The 20,229-nt window shown below is 31.6% G+C and carries 20 protein-coding genes; 12 read left to right on the forward strand and 8 right to left on the reverse strand.

Translation table 11 applies throughout. The features are described from left to right. Nucleotide 1: 1 nt before the first annotated feature. The 5 genes from ES045_RS06350 to hemA form a co-directional block, all read right to left on the reverse strand. Complete coding sequence (locus tag ES045_RS06350) at nt 2–448, reverse strand: protease complex subunit PrcB family protein (RefSeq protein WP_147114136.1); 447 nt, start codon at nt 446–448, stop codon at nt 2–4. Between the two features lie 3 nt (nt 449–451). After that, complete coding sequence (gene hemL / locus ES045_RS06355) at nt 452–1,741, reverse strand: glutamate-1-semialdehyde 2,1-aminomutase (protein WP_147114139.1); 1,290 nt, start codon at nt 1,739–1,741, stop codon at nt 452–454. An 82-nt stretch (nt 1,742–1,823) separates the two neighbouring features. Continuing rightward, nucleotides 1,824–2,786: a porphobilinogen synthase gene (hemB, locus tag ES045_RS06360; RefSeq protein ID WP_147114515.1), complete on the reverse strand. Its 963-nt coding sequence runs from the start codon at nt 2,784–2,786 to the stop codon at nt 1,824–1,826. Nucleotides 2,787–2,884: 98 nt separating this feature from the next. Then, on the reverse strand, nt 2,885–4,474 hold the full coding sequence (hemC, locus tag ES045_RS06365) for a hydroxymethylbilane synthase (RefSeq protein WP_147114142.1): 1,590 nt from the start codon (nt 4,472–4,474) through the stop codon (nt 2,885–2,887). A gap of 10 nt (nt 4,475–4,484) precedes the next feature. Next, entirely contained in the window at nt 4,485–5,720 is a 1,236-nt protein-coding gene (hemA, locus tag ES045_RS06370; RefSeq protein ID WP_147114145.1) for a glutamyl-tRNA reductase, read from the reverse strand. Nucleotides 5,721–5,925: 205 nt separating this feature from the next. Here hemA and ES045_RS06375 point away from each other — a divergent pair, with 205 nt between their 5' ends. The 4 genes from ES045_RS06375 to ES045_RS06390 all read left to right on the forward strand — a co-directional run bounded on the left by ES045_RS06375 (nt 5,926) and on the right by ES045_RS06390 (nt 9,149). Beyond that, nucleotides 5,926–6,810 (forward strand): helix-turn-helix domain-containing protein, encoded by an 885-nt coding sequence (locus ES045_RS06375; RefSeq protein ID WP_147114148.1) that lies wholly within the window; start codon nt 5,926–5,928, stop codon nt 6,808–6,810. Between the two features lie 55 nt (nt 6,811–6,865). Further along, nucleotides 6,866–7,381: a TrmH family RNA methyltransferase gene (locus ES045_RS06380; RefSeq protein WP_147114151.1), complete on the forward strand. Its 516-nt coding sequence runs from the start codon at nt 6,866–6,868 to the stop codon at nt 7,379–7,381. A 33-nt stretch (nt 7,382–7,414) separates the two neighbouring features. Further along, nucleotides 7,415–8,431 (forward strand): ferrochelatase, encoded by a 1,017-nt coding sequence (gene hemH, locus ES045_RS06385; RefSeq protein WP_147114154.1) that lies wholly within the window; start codon nt 7,415–7,417, stop codon nt 8,429–8,431. A 139-nt stretch (nt 8,432–8,570) separates the two neighbouring features. Next, nucleotides 8,571–9,149, forward strand: a complete 579-nt coding sequence (locus ES045_RS06390) for a CopD family protein (RefSeq protein WP_147114167.1) — start codon at nt 8,571–8,573, stop codon at nt 9,147–9,149. A 71-nt stretch (nt 9,150–9,220) separates the two neighbouring features. On the opposite strand, the gene recR is transcribed toward ES045_RS06390, so the two are convergent. Then, the gene (gene recR, locus ES045_RS06395; RefSeq protein ID WP_147114171.1) at nt 9,221–9,838 is read right to left on the reverse strand and encodes a recombination mediator RecR; all 618 of its coding nucleotides are present in this window, start codon (nt 9,836–9,838) and stop codon (nt 9,221–9,223) included. A gap of 139 nt (nt 9,839–9,977) precedes the next feature. Here recR and ES045_RS06400 point away from each other — a divergent pair, with 139 nt between their 5' ends. The 6 genes from ES045_RS06400 to ES045_RS06425 all read left to right on the forward strand — a co-directional run bounded on the left by ES045_RS06400 (nt 9,978) and on the right by ES045_RS06425 (nt 15,197). Beyond that, nucleotides 9,978–11,408 (forward strand): sodium:solute symporter, encoded by a 1,431-nt coding sequence (locus ES045_RS06400; RefSeq protein ID WP_147114176.1) that lies wholly within the window; start codon nt 9,978–9,980, stop codon nt 11,406–11,408. Nucleotides 11,409–11,507: 99 nt separating this feature from the next. Further along, the gene (locus ES045_RS06405; protein ID WP_147114180.1) at nt 11,508–11,834 is read left to right on the forward strand and encodes a DMT family transporter; all 327 of its coding nucleotides are present in this window, start codon (nt 11,508–11,510) and stop codon (nt 11,832–11,834) included. Nucleotides 11,835–11,863: 29 nt separating this feature from the next. Further along, the gene (locus ES045_RS06410; protein ID WP_147114183.1) at nt 11,864–13,051 is read left to right on the forward strand and encodes an NAD(P)/FAD-dependent oxidoreductase; all 1,188 of its coding nucleotides are present in this window, start codon (nt 11,864–11,866) and stop codon (nt 13,049–13,051) included. A gap of 68 nt (nt 13,052–13,119) precedes the next feature. Then, nucleotides 13,120–13,767 (forward strand): pyridoxamine 5'-phosphate oxidase, encoded by a 648-nt coding sequence (gene pdxH / locus ES045_RS06415; protein WP_147114185.1) that lies wholly within the window; start codon nt 13,120–13,122, stop codon nt 13,765–13,767. 35 nt (nt 13,768–13,802) lie between these two features. After that, the gene (locus tag ES045_RS06420; protein ID WP_147114188.1) at nt 13,803–14,291 is read left to right on the forward strand and encodes a SixA phosphatase family protein; all 489 of its coding nucleotides are present in this window, start codon (nt 13,803–13,805) and stop codon (nt 14,289–14,291) included. 6 nt (nt 14,292–14,297) lie between these two features. Next, on the forward strand, nt 14,298–15,197 hold the full coding sequence (locus tag ES045_RS06425) for a Ppx/GppA phosphatase family protein (RefSeq protein WP_147114191.1): 900 nt from the start codon (nt 14,298–14,300) through the stop codon (nt 15,195–15,197). A 31-nt stretch (nt 15,198–15,228) separates the two neighbouring features. On the opposite strand, the gene lpxK is transcribed toward ES045_RS06425, so the two are convergent. Then, nucleotides 15,229–16,245, reverse strand: coding sequence for a tetraacyldisaccharide 4'-kinase (gene lpxK / locus ES045_RS06430; RefSeq protein ID WP_147114194.1), 1,017 nt, complete (start codon nt 16,243–16,245; stop codon nt 15,229–15,231). A 53-nt stretch (nt 16,246–16,298) separates the two neighbouring features. On the opposite strand from lpxK, the gene ES045_RS06435 reads away from it, so the two are divergent. Further along, nucleotides 16,299–17,393: a Nif3-like dinuclear metal center hexameric protein gene (locus tag ES045_RS06435; protein WP_147114198.1), complete on the forward strand. Its 1,095-nt coding sequence runs from the start codon at nt 16,299–16,301 to the stop codon at nt 17,391–17,393. Between the two features lie 2 nt (nt 17,394–17,395). After that, nucleotides 17,396–18,169: a zinc ribbon domain-containing protein gene (locus ES045_RS06440; RefSeq protein ID WP_147114201.1), complete on the forward strand. Its 774-nt coding sequence runs from the start codon at nt 17,396–17,398 to the stop codon at nt 18,167–18,169. 79 nt (nt 18,170–18,248) lie between these two features. Here the strand turns inward: ES045_RS06440 and ES045_RS06445 are convergent, their stop codons facing one another. Next, entirely contained in the window at nt 18,249–20,168 is a 1,920-nt protein-coding gene (locus ES045_RS06445; protein ID WP_147114204.1) for a DUF349 domain-containing protein, read from the reverse strand. Nucleotides 20,169–20,229: the final 61 nt, after the last annotated feature.

Raw genomic sequence — 20,229 nt, forward strand, 5'->3', positions numbered from 1 at the left:
TCTATAGCTCTATAAATTTTACTTCCTTCTTTGTCTTGTTAATTTTTACAATATGATAAGGCTGTATAATTGCCATCGTAACCATATCCATTGGTTTTGGTGAAGTAGATTTTATTTTAATTAAAAAAGTGTCTCCTTCTTTTATAGCTTCAATAATTTCAATTGAAAACCCACCTGTATTTCTAACTTTATCAATAACGACCACAATCATTTCTTTTGAAAAATCAATAGCATTTTCAAATGTTTCTGAAGCTTTATTAGTGCTGTCTAATTTTAATAAAAAAGACTTCCATTCAACTTGAGAAGAAATAACAATGTTCTCTTTTTTAAAACCCTCATCTCCAGCGCCAAATAAATTTCCTTTTGAAAGAGAAGTGAAACCATCTTTTTCATTTTTAGGGCAACCTACTAACAACAAACTAAAAATAATTGTAATAAATAGTTTCATTATTTACATTTTTGAAATAGCCAACATCCCTTTGTCAACTGCATTTGCAATCACTTTAATATCATTATCTGTTAAAGCAGACGATAAAAACCATGCTTCAAACTGACTTGGAGGTAAGAAAACTCCGTTTTTAATCATTTCCCAAAAGAAAACCGCAAACTTTGCTGTATCAGAAGTTTGTGCTTCTTCAAAATTGGTCACATTTGTTTTTGTAAAGAAAGGATTTAACATAGAACCAAATCTATTTACACTTAAATCTACATGGTATTTTTTAGCAGTTTCTAATAAAATCACTTCTAAAATACTTCCTGTTTCTTCAAACTTTTTATACGGATTTTGTTTTTTCAATTCCGTTAAAGTAGCAATTCCTCCTGCCATGGCAATCGGATTTCCACTTAACGTTCCTGCTTGATACATGCCGCCCAAAGGTGCAACTTCTTGCATAATTTCATTTCTTGCTCCGTAAGCTCCTACCGGAAAACCACCTCCAATAACCTTACCTAAACACGTAATATCTGCTTCTACACCTAGTAATTCTTGTGCGCCTCCAAATTTAGAACGGAAACCTGTCATTACTTCATCTGCAATTAATAACGCTCCCTTTGTTTCTAAATAGGCTTTTAATTCTTTTAAGAAATTACCTTGTGGAATTACAACACCCATATTACCACAAATAGGCTCTATAATTACTGCCGCAATATCATCATGTTCTTCGAAGTGTTTTTTTACACTTTCTAAATCATTGTAATTAGATATTAGCGTGTTTTTTACTGCTCCTTCCGGAACTCCTTTAGAACCAGGCATACTCAATGTTGCCAAACCAGAACCAGCTGCAACTAATAGTGAATCTTGATGCCCATGGTAACAACCAGAAAATTTAATAATTTTATCCTTTCCTGTATAAGCTCTTGCCAAACGAACGCCACTTATAACAGCTTCTGTACCCGAGTTTACAAAACGGACTTTATCCATTCCTGGAAAAGCATCACAAACAATCTTCGCTAATTTTATTTCATTTTCTGTGGAAGCTCCAAAAGAATAGCCATTTTTCAATGCCTTTTCAACTCCTTTTTGTACTTTTTTATGACGGTGACCTAAAATCATTGGTCCGTAAGAAAGTACCAAATCGATAAACTCATTACCATCAACATCTGTAATTTTGGTTCCTTTTGCTTTTTTGATAAACAACGGGTTTCCACCAACTGATGTAAATGCTCTTACTGGAGAATTTACTGCTCCAACAAGATGTACCAATCCTTTTTTATATAATTTATTTGATTTTTTGAATTTCATTTTTTATATACTTTTTGTCATTGCGAATTTAGTGAAGCAATCTGTTTATTAATTAAGAGATTACTTCGTTGTAATGACGTTATTACTTCAACAACACTTTCGCCGCTTCCTTAGCAAAATAGGTAATAATAATGTCTGCTCCTGCTCTTTTCATAGACAGTAAACTTTCCATCATTACTTTTTCGCCATCAATCCAACCTTTTTCTGCCGCAGCTTTTACCATTGCATATTCTCCACTTACATTGTAACATGCAATCGGACGATCGAAATTGTTTTTTAAATCTCTAATAATATCTAAATAAGACAATGCTGGTTTTACCATTAAAATATCGGCTCCTTCTTGATCATCAAAAGTAGCTTCGCGCATTCCTTCATCTCTATTTGATGGATCCATTTGGTACGTTCTTCGGTCTCCAAAAGTGGGCGCAGAATCTGCTGCATCTCTAAAAGGACCATAAAAAGCAGATGCGTATTTTACAGCATATGCCATAATTGGCAAGTTAACAAATCCGTTGTTGTCTAAAGATTGACGCACCATAGCTATTGTTCCGTCCATCATACCAGAAGGAGCAACCATATCTACTCCTGCTTTTGCATGAGAAACAACTTGTTTTGCAAGATTTACCAAAGTAGCATCATTATCAACGTCATTGTCATGAATAACTCCGCAATGACCATGAGACGTATATTCGCAAAAACAAACGTCTGTAATTACGTATAAACTTGGATAATTTTTCTTAATAAAACGAATTGCTTGTTGCATAATTCCGTTATCATTCCAAGTCTCTGTTCCTTCATCATCTTTGTGAGAAGGAATTCCGAATAATAAAACTGCAGGAATTTTTAAGGAAACAACTTCATCTAATTCTTTAGAAATTCGATCTAAAGAGAAACGTTTGATTCCTGGCATCGAAACAATTTCTGTTTCTATATTTTCTCCTTCTTCAATAAAAAGCGGATATACAAAATCATCTACAGAAAGTTTTGTCTCTCTAACTAATCTTCTAATTCCTTCCGATTTTCTTAATCTTCTTGTACGAAACATAAAATTTATTTCTTGTTTCATTACGAGCCTAGAGAAGTAACCTGCTTCTTAATCCTGAGATTGCTTCGTCATTTTATCTCGCAATGACGGTTTTTTTTTTATTTTGAATAATAGGTGTTCACTAACTCTAAAACGCTTTCTACATCTGGCATGTTTGCAACTTCAACTTTATCGAAATGCTTTCTTGCTTCTACAGCCGTAGTTTCTCCGATACAAAAAGCAACTTTATCTGTTCCATTTTCTTCTAAATAGCTTTCAATTCCTGAAGGACTATAAAATAAAACACCCGTAACGTCTGCATCAATTTTTACAGGATTTAACATTGTTTTATACGCTTCAATTTCATTTACAACAATGTCATGTGCTTGTAAATACGTTGGAAAAACATCTAGCCTTACATCACTACAGAAATAAGAAACTTCTTTAATTTCTGTTTCTTTTGAAATGTATTCTGCTAATTTTAAAGCATTTTTGGCTACATGTGTAACTTTACCGATTCTATTTTCAATCAGTTTTTTAGTTCTTCTACCAACACAAAAGATGTTTTTAAAATTAATTTCTTCTTTTGTAAAAGAGTTTAAAATTGCTTCTACCCCGTTCTGACTTGTAATCACCACATTTTCATGCTGATTCTTCATCACTTTTGCTGGAATTCTATTGAAACGCATTTTAATAAAATCGCTATCTTTAATACCTATCGCAGATGATAAGGTATCTTTTTGAAGTTCAGAAAGTTTCTTTGTAGAATATATAGAAGCAATTTTAGCATCGCTTTCTTCATCTTCTTGCATCAATTCTTTTCCGCCTCTATTTATTACATAATCTGCACAATCTTTAGCCAAAAATTTATGGCTTCCTAATTTTGCAGTTTTTTCTACTGTAATTTTTTTAGAACCGTCTTTTTTCAATAAAACTCCTTTGAAGTTTACTTCTTCTGTTCTTGCATCAATATAAGCCAAAGCACCAATTGGCGCTGTACAACCTCCTTCTAACAATCTTAAAAACTCACGTTCTACACCAACACAAACTTTCGTTTCGTGGTGATTTAATTGTTCACAAGCATCTAATACATAGTCGTCTTTTTCTAAAGCCGCCACCATAATTGCACCTTGTGCTGGCGCAGGAATCATCCAAGTTAAAGGAATAGCCTCTGCGTCTCTTAATTCTAATCTTTCTAAACCCGCAGCTGCAAATAAAGCTCCATTCCAAGTTTCACTATTATCTAGTTTTTCTAAACGTGTAATTACATTTCCTCTTAAACCCTCTACTTTATGCGTTGGGTAACGGTTTAACCATTGTGCTTTTCTTCGTAAACTTCCCGTTGCAATAATTCCGTTTGGTTGTCCAAAAAATTCTTCTGTATCTTTTAAAACCAATAAATCGATATAATCTGCACGTTTTAAAACAGCCGCTTGCACAATACCTTCTGGCAACGCTGTTGGTACATCTTTCATAGAATGTACAGCAATATCAATATCGCCGTTTAACATTGCTAGGTCTAAGTTTTTTGTAAAAACGCCTACAACCCCTAATTCGTATAACGGTTTATCTAAAACGATATCTCCTAAAGATTTTATAGGAACGATCACAGATTCGTAACCTAATTCTGCTAATTCTTTGCGTACTTTATTAGCTTGCCAAAGCGCCAATTGGCTATCGCGAGTACCTATTCTTATTATTTTTTGCATGGAGTTTTAATTATGATTGAAACACTTTCTGAATGACTTCTATACTTTCTGAAACAGAGGTATCTTCATCTTTTAAATGTTTAACAAACTGTGTGGTAATTTTTTGAATAAAACGTGAAGTTAAGATTTCTGCTTGATTTTCATCGAAGTTACTAATTTTCTTTTTCTGAAAATTAATTTCATCTTTTTTAATAATTTCTAAAGATTGCTTTAGAGCAGCAATTGCAGGTGTAAATCTTCTGTGATTTAACCAACTATTAAATTCTTCTTTATGGGTTTCTATAATTTGTTTTGCAAACGGAATTTCTTTCTGACGAACAGCCAACGTTTCATCTGTAATTTTAGAAAGCTCATCTACATTTACCAAAGAGATTCCTTTAAACTGGTCTACTTCTTTTGCCACATTTTCTGGCATCGACAAATCTAAAATTAAAATTTCTTTTGTATTAGAAATATGTTCTATTGTAATTGTTGGCTTATTGGCACCTGTAGAAACAATTAAAACATCTGCTTTAGCAACCTCTTCTGTTAAGTTCTCTATGACAGATTTACGAATAGAGCTGTGTTCTTTTACAAACGCTATAGCCTTTTCTTCGGTTCTATTAATTAAACAAACTTGTTTGTTCTGGGTATATTCTGCTAAATTCTTACAAGTATGTTTTCCCATTTTACCCAAACCAAAAACAAGAATGTTTTTAGAATTGTAATCTGGTAAATTTTTGATGATATATTGCACAGCTGCATAAGAAACAGAAGTTGTTCCCGAACTTAATCTAGTATCATTCTTAACACGTTTACTAGCTTGTAAAACACAGTTTACCAAACGTTCTACGTAAGAATTTGTAGTTCTTAATTCTTTTGCTAATTTAAAAGACTGTCTTAATTGACCCACAATTTCATAATCTCCTAAAATCTGACTTTCTAAACCCGTGCCAATTCTAAACAAATGACTAATTGCTTCTTGGTCTTTATTTATGTTACAAATAGCATTGAATTCTTTTACTGTACCTTCAGAGAAGTCACACAGTAATTCTATTAATAAACAAGGTCTATTTGCAAAACCAAAAATTTCTGTTCTGTTGCATGTAGAAATTATAAAAATGGAAGTAACTCCCCTTTCTTTAGCAGCATTTAAAAGAGCGATTTGATTTTCTTTAGATACAGAAAATTTACCGCGCATTTCTGCGTCTGCTTTTTTATAACTTACCCCAATATTGTAAAAGTGCTCTTGGCCTAGTTCTTTCATAAATCTTTAAAAGATGTTGCAAAAGTAAAAACTTCACTAAGATAAAAATGTCGCTCAAGGGACTATTAATAACGTTGTATGTTTTTTACCTATTTTTTTTTGATAAAACTTCTAAAAACCCTTATTTTTGTAACGTAAATAAGGTTTTGTATTATTTTTATATAGAATGATTCTAAATAAAAGATCTTCATAAATTAAGAAAAGTATGTTTAAAAATGTCGGAGAAAGTTCTTTTGAAGAAATCACTTTAGAAAAAGGTTTTTATGTGCTTCATTTTCAGAACGAAAGCAAAAAAGTGGTTAATTTTGAAAGAGAAATTGATAGCACATTTATTCAAATGCACTTCTGTTTGCGCGGTAATTCTAAATTTTTGTTTAATACTGGCGATTATTCTTTTGACGTTTTAGACAATAGATCTATCTTATTGTACAACCCACAAAGAACATTACCCATAAATTTAGCTATTCAACCAAAAACAACCTTGGTTTCTTTATTAATTTCTATTGAAAAATTTCACTCTCTATTCTCTAAAGAATCTGGGTATATTCCTTTTTTAAGTGATGAAAATAGTAATCGAAAATTTTATGATGATACAGAAATAAAGCCAACAGTTGCAATCGTTTTACAACAAGTCATCAACTCTAATATTAATAGCTCTATTAGAGAATTGTATGTGAAAGGTAAAATTTACGAATTACTAAGTCTTCATTTTCATAAAGACGAAAATTTAGGTGCAGAATATTGTCCTTTTTTGGTTGATGAACAAAATGTACTAAAAATTAGAAAAGCGAAAGAAATTATTATTTCTAGAATGTCAGAACCACCAAGTTTGCAAGAATTGGCAACAGAAATAGGTTTAAATTTAAAGAAATTAAAAGAAGGTTTTAAACAAATTTATGGCGATACGGTGTATAGTTTTTTGTTTGATTATAAAATGGAGCACGCTCGTAAATTGTTAGAAAGCAATCAATATAACGTAAACGAAGTTGGCTTACAAGTTGGTTATAGTACTGCAAGTCATTTTATTGCAGCTTTTAAAAAGAAATTTGGCACAACGCCTAAAAAATATGTAATGAGTTTGAACAAGTAAGCAAATTATAGAAAACATAATAAATTAAACTTTTAAATTTTCAAACTAAATTAACTTGGAACAACTAACACATTACGACATAGAAAACGATCAAAAACAGTTTCCAATAACAATTGTTTGTGACGCCATTAGAACTCCAGAAAATATAGGAATGTGTTTTCGTATTTCAGAAAGTTTTGGCGTTGACAAAATTTATTTCCATGAGATTTCTCCTTCCGTAGAAAATAGGATTGTTAAAAAAACGGCCAGAAATACCGTAAATCAGATTGAACATGCCACTTATAGCAATTTTGATGCACTCATAAATCAATTAAAAGCAGCAGGAAACACAATAATCGGTATAGAAATTACTGATAAAAGCATAAATATTCAGGATTTTAATTTCAAAAATCATGAGAAAATCGTATTACTTTTGGGTAGCGAAAGAAACGGAATTAAAAACACAGCTTTGGTTGACGAAACTATTGCAATACCAATGTATGGCCGAAACTCTAGCATGAATGTAATTCATAGTTTGGCAATTACATTGTATGAAGTTACCAATCAGTTAGGCAGTAGCCAAAAAATATAAATAAAAAACTTAAAATTTTTAAAATTAAAGTAAATGAAAGGAATATTACTAAACAATTTAGGGTCGCCAGATTCTACAGACACAAAAGACGTAAAAAAATATTTAGGTGAGTTCTTAATGGACGAGCGTGTCATCGACATTCCGTTTTGGAAACGTTGGATTTTAATTAAAGGAATTATACTAAATGTAAGACCTAAAAAATCGGGTGCTGCTTACAAGAAAATCTGGTGGAAAGAAGGTTCTCCTTTAGTTGTAATCTCAGAAAGGTTTGCAAAAAAGGTGTCGAAAAAAGTTGATATTCCTGTAGAATTAGCAATGCGCTATGGTTCTATGTCTATGGAAAAGGGAATTAAAAACCTTATAGACAAAGGTGTTACAGAAATAATGTTAGTCCCATTATATCCTCATTATGCAATGTCTTCGTTTGAGACTGTTGTTGTTTTGGCTGAAGAAATTTTGGCAGAAAAATATCCTGAAGTAAAACTAACAACTTTACCTCCTTTCTACAACAAACCAGATTATATCAAAGCGATGAGCGATAATATTGCACATCATTTAAAAGGCTTTGATTACGATCATGTCTTATTTTCTTATCACGGAATTCCAGAACGTCACATCAAAAAATCGGATCCAACAAAGAGTCATTGTAAACTAGACGGTTCTTGCTGCGAGCGAAATTCTGTTGCTCATTATACATGCTATAGACATCAATGTTTTGAAACCACAAAAGCAATTGCTAAAAATTTAGGTTTCGATGAAACAAATCACAGTAATTCATTTCAATCTCGTCTGTTAAAAGATCCATGGCTAAAACCTTACACAGATTTTGAGTTAGAAAAATTCCCAAGATTAGGAAAGAAAAAGCTAGCAGTTATTACACCTGCTTTTGTTGCAGATTGCTTAGAAACTTTAGAAGAAATTGCCATGGAAGGTAAAGAAGAATTTTTAAAGTTTGGTGGTACAGACTACAAACACATACCCTGTATGAACGACAATGACGACTGGGTAGCTGTCATGGTTTCTTGGATTAATGATTGGAAAAATAAATAATAATAATAATAAGAAGAAGCTATTTCCTGCTTTCCATTATATCTTTTTTAAGAAAAATAAAAAAGGATGCCATTGCAATCAGGGCTAAACCAGTTTGCTAACAAATTACAAGATTATAAAATTTAATACATAATTATATATGGATTTCTTATACGTAAAATCTTTACACATTATCTTTGTAGTAACTTGGTTTGCTGGTTTATTTTACATTCCTAGATTGTTTATTTATCAAACCGAAGCAGAAACAAAATTAGAACCAGCAAAGTCTATTTTACAAACGCAATACAAATTAATGACCAAACGTTTGTGGTACATTATTACCTGGCCTTCAGCAATTTTAGCAAGTGTCTTTGCTTTTTGGATGCTCTATCAAAATCCGTATTATTTACAAGAACCTTGGATGTTGGTAAAACTTGCCTTTGTTTTGGCCTTGTATTTTTATCATGGCTTTTGTCAGAATATTTACAGCAAACTTCAAAAAGATATTATTAAATACTCTGCTTTCAGATTGCGAATTTTCAACGAAATTTCAACAATTATTCTATTTGCAGTTGTCTTTTTAGTAACCGTAAAGAGTGCTATTAATTGGATTTGGGGCGTTGTAGGAATTATCCTTTTTGGTGTTTTAATGATGCTTGGAATTAAACTTTACAAAAAGATTCGTGAGAAGAAGTCTTGGGAAAAAGCCGAAAAAGAGGATCTAGAAGAAAAAGAGTAAACAGTTTACAGTTTACAGTGGCGGTTTACAGTGAGTAACTCTTACTAAAAACGGCTACTACAAACTAAAATTTAACTTCTTATACTCTGCTCAAACGGAATTCTATTCACAATAGACCTACCAAGAGTCACTTCATCTGCATACTCTAATTCATCACCCACAGAAATTCCACGTGCAATTGTAGACGTAGTAATTTCAAATTTCTCTATTTGTTTAAAAATATAGAAATTAGTGGTATCACCTTCCATGGTAGAACTTAACGCAAAAATTAATTCTTTAATTTCTCCGTTTCCAACTTTATTGACTAAAGATTCTATTTGTAAATTTTGAGGCCCAATTCCTTCAATAGGAGAAATTTTACCACCTAAAACATGGTACAATCCTTGGTATTGAGAAGTGCTTTCAATTGCCATTACGTCTCTAATATCTTCTACAACACAAACAATATCTGCGTTTCTTCTAGGATTCTGACAAATATCACACAATAGCGTATCTGAAATATTATGGCATTTTTCACAGGTCTTAACGTCGTTTCTTAAATGCAACAAAGCTTCAGACAAATACTTTGTATGATCTGTTGGCTGCTTCAATAAATGCAATACCAAACGCAACGCAGTTCGTTTACCAATTCCTGGCAAACGTGAAACTTCATTCACAGCATTTTCTAATAATTTCGATGAAAAATCCATAACTGCAAATTTAAGTTATTATAGAGAAAAGAACATAGAAATTATAAAAAAGACTTATTTGCATTTCTCTTTTCTTTTCCCGCATTTCTATTCTGCAAAAATCCTATATTCGTGCATCAAAAAATCATAAACCTAAAGAATGCAACCTCTTCATATTATTATCTTAATTATTGCTTATTTTTCTGTTCTCATGTTAATTTCTTACATCACAGGAAAATCTGCAGACAATAAAACTTTTTTTAAAGCAGACAATTCTTCACCCTGGTATTTGGTTGCTTTTGGTATGATTGGCGCATCTCTTTCTGGTGTTACTTTTATTTCTGTTCCTGGTTGGGTAGAAGGGCAAAATATGAGTTATTTTCAAATGGTTTTAGGGTATGTTGTTGGGTATGCCGTGATTGGTTTGGTCTTACTTCCGCTCTATTATCGATTAAACTTAACATCTATCTATACTTATTTAGAAGATCGATTTGGCTCCTATTCTTATAAAACTGGTGCAAGTTTCTTTTTACTTTCGAGAACAATTGGTGCTGCTTTTAGACTCTTTTTAGTGGCAAATGTGTTGCAGTTATTATTATTTGATAGCTATGGCGTTCCGTTTTGGGTAACCGTTTCTATCACTATTTTATTAATTTGGCTATACACTTTTAAAGGAGGAATTAAAACCATTGTTTGGACAGATACATTACAAACCTTATTTATGTTGATTGCTGTTGGCGTTTGTATTTATACAATTTCCGATGAACTAGAAATTAGCAATATCTTTTCTTACGTTGTAGACAGCGAATTGTCTAAAACATTCTTTTTTGACGATGTAAATGCTGGTAATTATTTCTGGAAACGTTTTCTTGCAGGTGCTTTTGTTGCTATTGTTATGACAGGTTTAGACCAAGACATGATGCAAAAAAACCTGACGTGTAGAAACTTAAAAGATGCGCAAAAAAATATGTTTTGGTTTACAATTGTGCTCGTAATCGTTAATTTTTTCTTTTTAGCTTTAGGCGTTTTATTAACAGATTATGCTCAGAAAAACGGAATAGACGCACATAAAGACGAACTTTTTCCAATAATTGCAACCAAAGGAACTTTAGGTTTGGCTACTGCTATTTTCTTTTTACTTGGTTTAATAGCAGCTGCATATTCAAGTGCAGATTCTGCTTTAACTTCTTTAACCACTTCTTTTAGTATCGATATTTTAGAGATTGATAAAAAGAAAGACAAAAAAGTGCAAGAGAAAATAAGGAAGAGAATCCATATCCTTTTCTCATTTATATTAATAGCAACTATTCTTGTTTTTAAATATTTTATTGCGGATGAAAGTGTTATTGCAAAAATATTTACGTTTGCTAATTATACCTACGGCCCTCTATTAGGTTTGTATGCTTTTGGCTTATTTACCAAGATAAACGTAAAAGACAAAATGGTGCCTTTTATTTGTTTAGCTTCTCCGTTTCTTACGTATTTTGTAAATTATTTAGCTTTAGAACATGCTGGTTTCGATTTCGGGTTTTCACTACTAATATTAAACGGCTGTATCACCTTTTTTGGTTTGTATCTATTTAAGAAATAATATGCTTCTTTTAAACTTTAATAATAGTATAAATGATTAAAGGTAAGCAAGTAAAAAACACAACACTATTAAAGTTAAACGATAAAAAATCTCATTAAAATGAATTGGATCATATTAATAATTGCAGGACTTTTTGAAGTCGCTTTTGCTACGTGTTTAGGGAAAGCAAAAGAAGCCTCTGGTTCTGAAGCAACGTATTGGTATGTTGGTTTTTTAGTATGTTTAACAATTAGCATGCTTTTGCTTGTAAAGGCAACCCAAGAATTACCAATTGGAACTGCGTATGCTGTTTGGACTGGAATTGGTGCGGTTGGAACTGTGTTGATAGGAATTTTTCTATTCAAAGAACCTGCGACTTTTTGGCGACTTTTTTTTATGACAACCTTAATCGCTTCTATTGTTGGCTTAAAAATAGTTTCAAACTAAAAGAAATAGAATCTGAATAAATACATTCCATGAAAAAAACGATTTCTATTATTGGTGGCGGACCTTCATCCTTACTTTTAGCGGCTTTTTTAGATACCGAAAAATTTGATGTTATCATTTATGAAAAAAATAAAACAGCGGGTAGAAAATTTCTAGTTGCAGGAAAAGGTGGTTTTAATCTTACACATTCAGAACCAATTTTAGAGTTGATTCATAAATATACTCCAGCTACTTTTTTAAAAAACTGTTTGTCATGTTTTACAAATGACGATTTTAGAGATTGGTTAAAATCTATAGGAATCCCTACCTATATAGGAAGTAGTAAAAGAGTATATCCAGAGGAAGGAATAAAACCAATTACTGTTTTAAATACAATTCTAAATCATTTAGAAAATAAAGGAGTTGTTTTTAAATACGAACATACATTTTCTAATTGGGATGCTAATAATAAGCTCATTATAAACAACAAAATTATTTCTTCTAATTATACTGTTTTTGCTTTCGGTGGCGGAAGCTGGAAAGTAACAGGTTCAGATGGAGGTTGGATTGAAAAATTTCAACAAAAAAATATTGAAACAATCCCGTTTGAAGCCTCTAATTGTGCTTTTAAAATTGATTGGAATCTTAATTTCATTAAAGAAAACGAAGGAAATCCTTTAAAAAATAGTACAATTTCTTGTGCTGACGTAACACAAAAAGGAGAGGCTGTAATTACCCGTTTCGGCTTGGAAGGAAATGCCATTTATGGCTTAAGTCCGCAAATTAGAGAACAATTAAAAGCACAAGAGAAAGCACTTATTTACATCGATTTTAAACCCACGTTCACTTTAGATAAGGTGAGTTCAAAAATCACAAACTCTAGCTTTAAAAACACAACTCAAATATTAAAAAAAGAACTGAAGTTAAGCAACGTACAAATAGCCTTACTAAAAAGCTACCTTACAAAAGAAGCATATTTAAATGCCGAAATATTATCAAAAAATATTAAAAAATTTCCTTTAGAAATTAATGATTTAGGCATTCTAAATGAAGCGATATCTACTGTTGGTGGTATCAGTTTAAATGCTGTTGATGCTAATTTTGAACTCCATAAACTTCAACATCAATTTTGTATTGGAGAAATGTTAAATTGGGATGCGCCAACTGGTGGTTACCTACTGCAAGCTTGCGCGAGTTCTGGCGTTTATCTCGCAAAACATTTCAATGAAATTGAATAAAAAACTACCTTTTAGTATGTTTATACTCTTAAAATATTCTGTATTTTTACTCTACACAAACAAACTAAATGTCTAAAGACCTATCAAATTATCGTAAATCTTACGAAAAACAAGAACTTTTAGAAAGCAATTGTCCGGAAAACCCAATGGAATTATTTCAAACTTGGTTTAGAAATGCAGATGATTCTGAAATGGTAGATGAAACCAACGCCATGAATATTGCTACTATTGGTGCAGATGGTTTCCCTAAAAATAGAATCGTTTTATTAAAGAAATTTACTTGGGAAGGTTTTATTTTCTACACGAATTACAACTCAGAGAAAGGAAAAGCTATTGAAGACAATAATAACATTTGCTTGTCTTTCTTTTGGCCTGCTCTAGAACAGCAAATTATTATTAAAGGAATTGCAGAAAAACAAGCAGAAAATTTATCTGATGGTTATTTTGAATCGAGACCAGACGGAAGCAAATTAGGCGCTTGGGCTTCTAACCAAAGTACTGTGGTTGCTTCTAGAAATGAATTGGAAGAAAGTTTAGCATCCTTTGAAAACGATTTTAGAGGAAAAGAAATTATAAGGCCAAAACATTGGGGCGGTTATTTAGTGAAACCAATTTCTATCGAATTCTGGCAGGGGAGACCAAATAGATTACACGATAGAATTAGATATCATTTAGCTGAAGATTTTTCTTGGAAAATTGAACGATTAGCGCCATAAATATTTATATTTACCCGATACAATTAAAAAATTAAATGAAAACACTCTACATTGTTAGACATGCTAAATCTTCTTGGGAATATAAAGGAATAGAAGATATTGACAGACCTTTAAAAAAGCGTGGTATTAAAGATGCTCATTTAATGTCTAAAGTTTTGTCTAAAAAAATGGATAAACCAGATGTATTTATAACAAGTAGCGCTAACAGAGCACTACATACAGCTGTTATTTTTTGCGAAAACTTTGGTTTTCCGCATGCAAATCTTCAAATTAAAAGACAACTTTATAGTTTTAGTGATGGTTATTTGGTAAAAACCGTAAATGCTTTAGATGACGGATTTAGTTCTGCAATTATCTTTAGTCACGATCATGGTATCAATACATTTGTGAATGAGTTTGGAAACAAACCTTTAGCACACGTGCCAACTTGTGGTGTTATTGCATTACAGTTTGAAGAAAAACACTGGAAAAACATCCGAAGAGGAAAAACTATTATGGTAGAATTTCCTAAAAACCATAAATAAAGTATTTTGTTAGAAATAAAAAAATTCGCGGCAATTGATATTGGTTCTAATGCAATTAGACTCCTCATTTCAAACGTAATTGTTTCTGAAGATAGAGAGCCTCAATTTAAAAAATCTTCCTTAGTGCGTGTGCCTATTCGTTTGGGTGCAGACGTATTTGTTAATGAAGGCATTATTAGTGATGCTAATATTACCAGAATGGTAAATGCCATGGAAGCTTTTAAATTATTAATGAATGTGCATGGTGTTGAAAAATACAAAGCCTGCGCAACTTCTGCAATGAGAGAAGCTTCAAATGGACTTGAAGTTACCGAAGAAATTTTATCTAAAACAGGTGTAAAAATTGATGTTATTGGGGGTAAAGAAGAAGCTGCCATTATATCTTCTACCGATTTAAACGAATTAATAGAAGGTGATAATTCTTATTTATATGTAGACGTTGGTGGAGGAAGCACAGAATTTACTTTATTTTCTAAAGGAGAGATTATAAGTTCTAAATCTTTTAAAATGGGTACCGTTCGTCTTTTAAGCAATAAAAAATCTGTCAATAAAGAAATATTTGCGAACGTAGAAAAATGGATTAAAAAGAATACCAAAGATTTAAAAAGAGTTTCCTTAATTGGTTCTGGTGGAAACATTAACAAAATATTTAAAATGTCTGGTAGAGCAGAAGGAAAACCTATTTCTTTTATTTATCTAAATGCTCAATATCAATTTTTAAAGAACATGAGTTATGATGATAGAATTTCTGAATTAAGTTTAAATCCCGATAGAGCAGACGTTATTATACCAGCTACTAAAATTTATTTATCGGCAATGAAATGGAGTGGCGCGAGAAAAATTTATGTCCCTAAAATTGGTCTTTCAGACGGAATTATTAAGACTTTATATTACAATGCTTTATAACATTTTTATTGAACCAACTCCTTTTAATAATTTATTTTAAATGATTGTTTACAAGCGAATTAAACACCTCACTCTCATTATTAAGAAAAGAAGTCTCAATTGGTAAATAAGATAAATTAGCTACAAGCTCCACCAACCTTACATAATCTTTTTCTGTAGTTAAAATTATTTTATTAGAAGATTTCATTCCATCAAATTTTGCTTTAATTTCTACGATTTCATTTTCTGAAAAGTGATGATGATCTGCATATTTTAAATGCTGAAACTTTACCTGCAAACTTTCTAAATAATCTAATAACGGCGAAGGATTTGCTATTCCCGTAATTAATAAAACTTCAAAATCTTTTAATGCTGAAGTAGGAATTTCTAACGAACCTAAAACTTTATCAGCATATGCAATAGCCGTAAAAAAAACTTTTTTATTGAATATACTTAGTTTTAATTTTATAACGTCTTGTTCTTTTTTAGACAAATTATGAGGACATTTAGTAACCAAAATAACCTGTGCTCTATTAGCTCCTTGCCTACGCTCTCTTAAATTTCCCGTTGGTAATAGAAAGTCGTCAACAAATAAATCATCATATTTAGTAAGTAAAATATAAAAACTTCCTTTTACTTTCCGATGTTGAAAAGCATCGTCTAATAAAATAACATCTGGTTTAATCTTAGAAATTAGCTTTGTAATACCTGCTACTCTATTTGCATCTACAGCAACATTTATATTCTTAAACTTATTAAAATATTGCATAGGTTCATCCCCTACATCTGCAGCAGCATGGGTCTTATTTAACAAAACAAAACCAGTTGTTTTTCTTTTGTAACCTCTACTTAAAACGGCTGTTTTATAAGTATCTTTTAATAACCGAATTAAATATTCTATTTGTGGTGTTTTTCCTGTTCCGCCAACACTTAAATTACCAACTATAATTACAGGAATTTTAAATGATGTTTCTTTAAAAACACCAATATTAAAAAACAAATTACGAATTCTAGTAACAAAGTCGTACAAAATTGCAAACGGAAAGAGTAAAAAACGAAGTACTTTCATTGTGGTAAAAATACATTAAAAATGTTAACTTTGGTTTTAGAAAAGAAAATCGAATGAAGATAAAAGAAGTAACAAATTATTTAGAAGAGTTGGCTCCTTTAAATTATGCTGAAGATTTTGATAATGTTGGTTTATTAGTAGGAAATTACGCTACAGAAGTCACGGGTGTACTGGTTGCCTTAGATACCTTAGAACAAACGGTAGAGGAAGCGATTGTTAAACATTGTAATTTAATCGTTAGTTTTCATCCGATTATTTTTGGCGGATTAAAAAAACTAAATGGCAATTCTTATGTAGAAAGAGTCGTTTTAAAAGCAATAAAAAATGACATTGCTATTTACGCTACACATACCGCATTAGACAACTCTAAAAATGGGGTTTCTGCAAAAATGTGTGAAGTTCTTGGTTTAGAAAACACTAAAGTTTTAATTCCTAAAAAAGGAATCATAAAAAAGCTAACCACTTTTGTACCTACACAAAACGCCGAAGAACTAAGAAATGCGCTTTTTACAGCAGGTGCGGGGAATATAGGCAATTATGACCAATGCTCCTTTAATATAATTGGTGAAGGGACTTTTAGAGGCAATGAACATTCGAACCCTGTTATTGGAGAAAAAGGCAAATTGCATACAGAAAAAGAAACAAGAATTAGTGTTATTTTTGAAAGTAAAAACGAGGCTTCTATATTAAAAGCGCTAAAAGAACGGCATCCTTATGAAGAAGTTGCGTATGAATTAATTACCACAGAAAACGTACATCAAGATATTGGGTTGGGAATGATTGGCGAACTTCCGAAAGAAATGAATGAGAAAGATTTCTTACGCTTTCTAAAAGAAACCATGAAGACAGACTGTGTTCGTTATTCAGAACTGCTTCATAAAAAAATAAAAAAAGTCGCAGTTTTAGGCGGTTCTGGTAGTTTTGCCATTTCTAACTCAAAAAGAGCGGGTGCAGACGCATATGTGAGTGCAGATTTTAAATATCATGATTTTTTTAAGGCTGAAAAAAGCATCCTATTGGCAGATATTGGTCATTATGAGAGCGAACAGTTTACAAAAAACCTTTTGGTAGACTATCTTACGAAAAAATTTAGTAATTTTGCAGTCATTTTATCAGAAAAAAGTACAAATCCAATTTATTACATATAAACATGGCAAAGAAGAAAGAAATTTCAGTAGAGCAAAAATTAAGAGCATTGTATGACCTACAATTAATAGACTCTAGAATTGATGAAATTAGAAACGTTAGAGGTGAATTGCCTTTAGAGGTTGAAGATTTAGAGGATGAAGTTGCCGGATTAAATACCCGTATTTCTAATTTAGCCGAAGATGCTGCTAATTTAGAAACAGAAATCAACAATAAAAAACAGGCAATCGAAGATTCTAAAGTTTTGATGACGAAATATGATGAGCAACAAAAAAATGTTAGAAATAACAGAGAATTTGACTCATTATCTAAAGAAATCGAATTTCAAGATTTAGAAATTCAATTGGCTGAAAAAAGAATTAACGAGTACAAAGCTAAAATTGCTCAAAAAAATGAAGTTATTGACGGAACTAAAGAAAAATTAGAGAAGCAAGACAAGCATTTAGGTCATAAAAAAGCTGAGTTAGACGCAATTTTAAAAGAAACTGAAAAGGAAGAAAAACTTTTAGGAGAAAAATCTGAAGAGTTTGCGAAGACCTTAGATGCACATTTATACGCTGCTTATACAAGAATTAGAACTAAAGTTAAAAATGGTTTGGCTGTAGTTGCTATTGAAAGAGGTGCTTCTGGAGGTTCTTACTTTACAATACCACCGCAAGTTCAATTAGAAATTGCAAACAGAAAAAAGATAACAATTGACGAGCATAGTGGACGTATCTTAGTTGATGCTGCATTGGCTGAAGAGGAGAAAGAAAAAATGGATAAGTTATTTTCTTAATCTTTTACAATATTTCATAAAAAAAACTCGAAGCTTAGCTTCGAGTTTTTTTTTGTCTTTATTATTTTATCTGATACAACTAGTACTCTAAACTCTTTATATATCTTAGTTTTTCTTTCCAGATATCTAAATCTTCTTTAAACTCTAGCACTCTATTCTTTACATTTACAACCAAAGGATTGTCTTCTTTTGCATTTGAGAAGAACCCAAGATTATTTTCTAATTGTTGCATTTCTCTTACAACTTCATCAATCTTTTTTCTAACAAATAACTCCTCAGAATCTAATTTTCTAAAGTCTTTATTAGCAACCAAACCATCTACAACATTTGCAAATTTTAGCATAGAAACCTCTTTCTTATCTAAAGACAAGCTTTCTAACAATCTATCTATTTGCTTATTAAATTTACCTTCTAAATGCCTAACATTTCTAGGCAACTGTCCCATTTCTTGCCAAGTTTTAATCGCTTCTAAAACACTTTCTTTCGTATGTGCCTTTTCTTCCTTTAAACTTTCTATAAAAGCTTTTTTAGCATCTACCGTTTCTTGCTGCTCTTTACTAACCGCATTTTTCTGATCATGGTACCTATCAAAATAAGAATTACATGCAGCTTTGAACTTTTTCCAAATATCATCAGAAAATTTTCTTGGTACATGTCCAATTTTTTTCCAATCCGATTGCACTTTCTTCATTGCTTCCGTTGCCACAACCCAATCTTCACTTTCTTTTAAAGATTCTGCCACCTCAATTAAAGCTTGTTTCTTTTTTAGATTCTCTTGCTGTTCGTTTTTTTCATCTTTATAAAAAAGATTTTTTGAATTATTAAACTTCTTTGTCGCAGCTTTAAATTTCTGCCAAACTTCTTCACTTTTAGCGTACGGAAGTTTACCAATATTAAAATATTCTTGTCTTAACTTTTCAATATCGTTAATACTGTTTTGCCAATCTTTGTGGGTTTTATTTTTAGAAGTATCATAGCCGTCTAACTGCTCTATAACTATAAACTTTAAGTTTATAATTTCTTGATACTTAGACTTCATATCACGAAAATGCTCATGGCGCTTGTCGTGTATCTTTTTTGTTGCAGCACTAAATTTTTGCCAAACATCTTCCCTTACCTCTTTAGCAACCGGTCCAACATCTTCTTTCCATATTTTATGTAACTCTTGCAGCTCCTTGAAAGCTTCATTTACATCTGTAATTTCTGCTAAAGCTTCTGCTTTTGCAACAATTTTTAATTTCTCCTCTAAATTATTTTTAAAGTCTAAATCTCTAAAATCATTGCTTAAATGTAACAAATCATAGAAGCGCTCTACGTGATGGTGGTACGTTTTCCAAGTATCATTATAACGAGTTTTAGAAACGGCCCCTATGGAGCGCCAAGCATCTTGTAGAACTCTAAACTCTTTGTACATAGTGTTTGCGTCTGCATCTTCTATAAGGTTTTTTAGCTTTTCAATTACTTCGGTTCTTCTATCAAGATTGTCATTCATCTGCTTTTCTATAGCATTGTAATGCGCATCTCTTTGTTTTTTATAGTCTGATAGCAAGGTATTGTATTCTCCTTTTAAAGGATTTGAATACTGAAAATCGATTGTATTTCCTCCTTCAGCTAAAAAAACTTTTTTGTTTTCTGCTAATAAAGCACCAAACTTTGTATTAAAAGCGCTCTTAACAGCCTCTATTTGGTCTTTTATTTTATGAACAGGATTGTTGGATAATGTATTTTGTAATTCTTTAATTAATTCTTCTAAAGACAAAACAGTATAATCTAAAACAGCAGTTTTCTCCTCTTTTACTTCATTTTTCTCTGCTTCTTCTGCGACAGAGTTTTCCATTTCTTCAATTGCTTTCGAAGTTTCATCTACTTTTACAGCAACAACTGTTGGTGTTTCTTTAGGAACCTCCACTTTTTCTACTTTCGAATCTGGAGTTTCATGAACTACTTCTTCAATTTTTTCTACCGTTTTTTCAACGTTTCCTTCATTATTATCTAACATATCTACAATGTTTAAGTTCGTTTAATAATACACTATTATTATAGTTTATAAAGATACTCAC

The organism is Polaribacter sp. IC073, assembly GCF_007997075.1.
Classification (GTDB): Bacteria; Bacteroidota; Bacteroidia; order Flavobacteriales; family Flavobacteriaceae; genus Polaribacter.